This is a genomic window from Mesorhizobium sp. M1A.F.Ca.IN.022.07.1.1, assembly GCF_003997575.1.
Classification (GTDB): Bacteria; Pseudomonadota; Alphaproteobacteria; order Rhizobiales; family Rhizobiaceae; genus Mesorhizobium.
This window is the reverse complement of record NZ_RZST01000494.1, coordinates 1-3239: the sequence shown is the minus strand read 5'-3', so window position 1 is coordinate 3239 and position 3239 is coordinate 1. Positions and strand designations below refer to the sequence as shown.

4 protein-coding genes are annotated in these 3239 nt (G+C 63.2%); 1 reads left to right on the top strand and 3 read right to left on the bottom strand.

Annotated features, from left to right (window positions below; translation table 11 throughout):
- Positions 1-94: 94 nt before the first annotated feature.
- From EOA75_RS31025 to EOA75_RS31015, 3 genes are all read right to left on the bottom strand, one after another.
- Positions 95-553 (bottom strand): hypothetical protein, encoded by a 459-nt coding sequence (locus EOA75_RS31025; RefSeq protein WP_164747693.1) that lies wholly within the window; start codon positions 551-553, stop codon positions 95-97.
- Positions 554-616: 63 nt separating this feature from the next.
- Complete coding sequence (locus EOA75_RS31020) at positions 617-1654, bottom strand: zinc-binding dehydrogenase (protein WP_127325951.1); 1038 nt, start codon at positions 1652-1654, stop codon at positions 617-619.
- A gap of 5 nt (positions 1655-1659) precedes the next feature.
- Positions 1660-2901 carry an acyl-CoA dehydrogenase family protein gene (locus tag EOA75_RS31015; protein ID WP_095823443.1) on the bottom strand — a complete coding sequence of 414 codons (1242 nt, stop codon included), beginning with the start codon at positions 2899-2901 and terminating at the stop codon, positions 1660-1662.
- 114 nt (positions 2902-3015) lie between these two features.
- Between EOA75_RS31015 and EOA75_RS31010 the strand changes: the two genes are divergently transcribed.
- A partial coding sequence (locus tag EOA75_RS31010) for an SDR family NAD(P)-dependent oxidoreductase (protein WP_127325949.1) occupies positions 3016-3239 on the top strand: 224 nt, incomplete at its 3' end.

The window sequence follows — 3239 nt, the reverse complement described above, 5'->3', positions numbered from 1 at the left end:
TGAGGAAGCCCGCGTGAAGCGCGAACTCGAGCAAGCCGCCTATGCCAATGTCGAGCCGGCGGAATAGTGGACGAGCACGAGCCAGGCAGCTCAGCTACTTGCCGGTGAATTCGGGCAGCCGAATGTATGGATTGCGCTGATCGTAGGAATATCTTGGCTCGCCTTTGCCTGACGAAACGGCACCCGCTATGAGCACTCCTTTCGGCCCAAACTGATAATCGATGCCGGCACAAAGATGGGCGAGCGTTTCATAGTCGAAGTTGCGCAATTCGCTGCCGGCTGCGAATGCAGCCGCTTTCAATGCATCGGACGAGAGCGAGCCGAGCATGCTATCGCGATAGGCCCTGACCTTGGCCTTGCTGAGCCGCGATGACTGGCATTCAGAGCCGACGACGCGCGCCAGCATGATATTTCTAATTGCGGTCGATGCTGGATCATTCAAAGAGGCCGAATATTTATTGAGAAAATAGTTCGTACCCGGATCATTGGTCATCGACTTGCGCCAAATGGGCGGGAACTTGTCGGCGGCCTCGGCAGTAAATGTACCTGCCATTGACACCAGGACGAATCCGACAAAACATCGTAGCCTCATAGACGCGACCTCGAGTTATTTTGATCAGGGCTTAACAAACACCTTGCCGTTCGGCTTGACCAGCTCGTCCGACAGCCTGGCCATGGCCTCGTCCAGCGGCACCACCGCTGTCACATCCGTCGACCAGCGCCCGTCGGAAAACCTCTTCTGCGCCTCCAGCACCGCCGGGCCGAGCCGGTCGCGGAACTGCCGCATCCATTCGGCCAGCCAGAAGCCTTCGATGCGCTTGTGCTGGAAGATCAGTTGGCCGGGCTCGCGGATGACAGTCGCCTCGGCGTCGAGCCTCCCATAGACGATCCAGCGCGAGCGCTTCGGCATGACGTTGAAGATGACCGAGGCAAGCGGTCCGGTGACTGCGTCCAGGAAGATGCGGGGCTGCTCCGCCTTCATCACCTCGCGCAGCGCGGCCTCGAAATCCGCCGCCTTCTCGTTGAGCGCATGGGCGGCGCCCAGCTCTTTCAGCAGCGGGATCTGCTCGTCGCGGCGCACGGTGACGATCGGCCGAAAACCCTCCTCTTTCGCCAGCCCGATGATCAGCTTGCAGAGCTGGCTGGCGCCGGCAGTCATGATGAAAGCCTTCTCACCCTCCTGCTTGACGATGTCGAACATGGCTAAGGCGGTCAGCGGATTGACGATCATCGCCGCGGCGTCCTCGTCGCGCACCGTGTCGAGCAGTGGAATACAGGAAGCCGCCTCGGCGACCGCGTATTCTGCCCAGGCGCCCCAGTTCGACACGCCGGTGGCGAAGGCGACGCGCTTGCCCGCAAGGCTTTTTGCGTATGGATCGTCGCCAGTCGAGGCCACGATTCCGACGCCCTCAAATCCGGCCGGCCGGCCCTGCACACGGGGCTGGCCGTATTGCCCTGTGATGAAGGCGATATCGGACGGGTTGATTGAGGCGAGACTGACCTTGATCAGCGCTTGAGTCGGACCAGGCGCCGGCACGGCGATGCTGCCGGGCTTCAAATAAGGCTCCATCGCCTCCGGCACGCTGGCCGAAGGCGTTTTGCTGTAGCCGTCGCCGACAAGCAGCAAGCCTCGCATTTCCGATGGAAGCGTCATGGCGGTCAGATCTTCTCCTGGGTGTATTTCCTGAGCTCGGCGCGCGCCACCTGCCGCCGGTGCACGGCGTCCGGCCCGTCGGCCAATCGCAGAGTTCTCAGATGCGTCCACGAGCGGGCGAGCGGCGTGTCCTGGCTGATGCCTTGCGCGCCGAACATCTGCACCGCCTCGTCGGTGACCTTGAGCGCGACGCGTGGCGCTACCACCTTGATCTGGCTGATCCAAGGGGCCGCAGCGCGTGCATCGCCCTGGTCGATCATCCAAGCTGCCTTCAGACACAGGAGCCTCGCCATCTCGATCTCCATGCGGCATTCGGCGACGATGTCGAAATTGGCGCCGAGCTTTGCCAGCGATTGGCCGAACGCCTCGCGCCGCACCGAACGCTGGCACAGCATCTCCAGCGCCATCTCGGCCTGGCCGATCGCACGCATGCAATGATGGATGCGGCCTGGCCCAAGCCGTCCCTGCGCGATCTCGAAGCCCCTGCCCTCGCCGAGGATCAGGTTCGCCGCCGGCACCCGCACATCCTTGAACCTCAGATGCATATGGCCATGCGGCGCGTCGTCGTCGCCATAGACCTGCATAGGTCGGAGCTTGGTGATCCCCTCGCTCTCCGCCGGCACCAGGATCATCGAATGCCGGCGATGCTGCGGCTCCTCGTCCGAGCCGGTCCTCACCATGACGATATAGATGGCGCAGCGCGGGTCGCCGGCGCCGGACGCCCACCATTTCTCGCCGTTAAGCACATAGTCGTCGCCCTGCCGCTGGCAGCGCATCGAAATGTTGGTGGCATCGGATGAGGCGACGTCCGGCTCGGTCATCAGATAGGCCGAGCGGATCTTCCCTTCGAGCAGCGGCTCCAGCCATTGCCGCCTGTGCTCTTCCGAGCCGTAGCGCTCCAGCACTTCCATATTGCCGGTATCGGGCGCCGAGCAGTTGAAGGTCTCGGCGCCGAGATGCGCCTTGCCCATCTCCTCCGCCAAGTAGGCATATTCGACCGTCGACAGGCCGTAGCCGCGCTTGGAATCGGTCAGCCAGAAGTTCCACAGCCCGCGCTCCCGCGCCGTCTTCTTCAGCCCTTCGAGGATTTCGGTCTGCCTGGCCGTGTAAGTCCAGCGGTCACCGTTTCTGCCGACCTCGGCGAGAAACTCCTCACCGAGCGGCGCGATCTCGTCGCGCACCATCGCGGCCACGCGCTGATGGATCGGCTTCAGCCGCTCGGTCATGCCGAGGTTCATGTCCGCCATCGGTTCCGACCCTTTCGCTTCTTTATCCGTGGCAAGGATGACCGTACTTCGGCTAGCCTTGTCAACGCGAGTCCTTCGGTTCCGGCCGGGACGAGGCGCGCGGGAGGAATTAGGATGAGCTATCTCGACAAGCTGTTCTCGGTCGTCGGCAAGACCGCGCTTGTGACCGGTGCCGCAACAGGCATCGGCCGCATGGTGGCGACCGGACTGGTGCAGGCCGGCGCCACTGTGATGATCGCCTCGCGCAAGGGCGAGGACTGTGTGCGGGTCGCCGACGAAATCAACGCTCAGGGCGGCTCCGGTCGGACCGAGGGGTTTGCCGGCGACGTGTCCAGCGA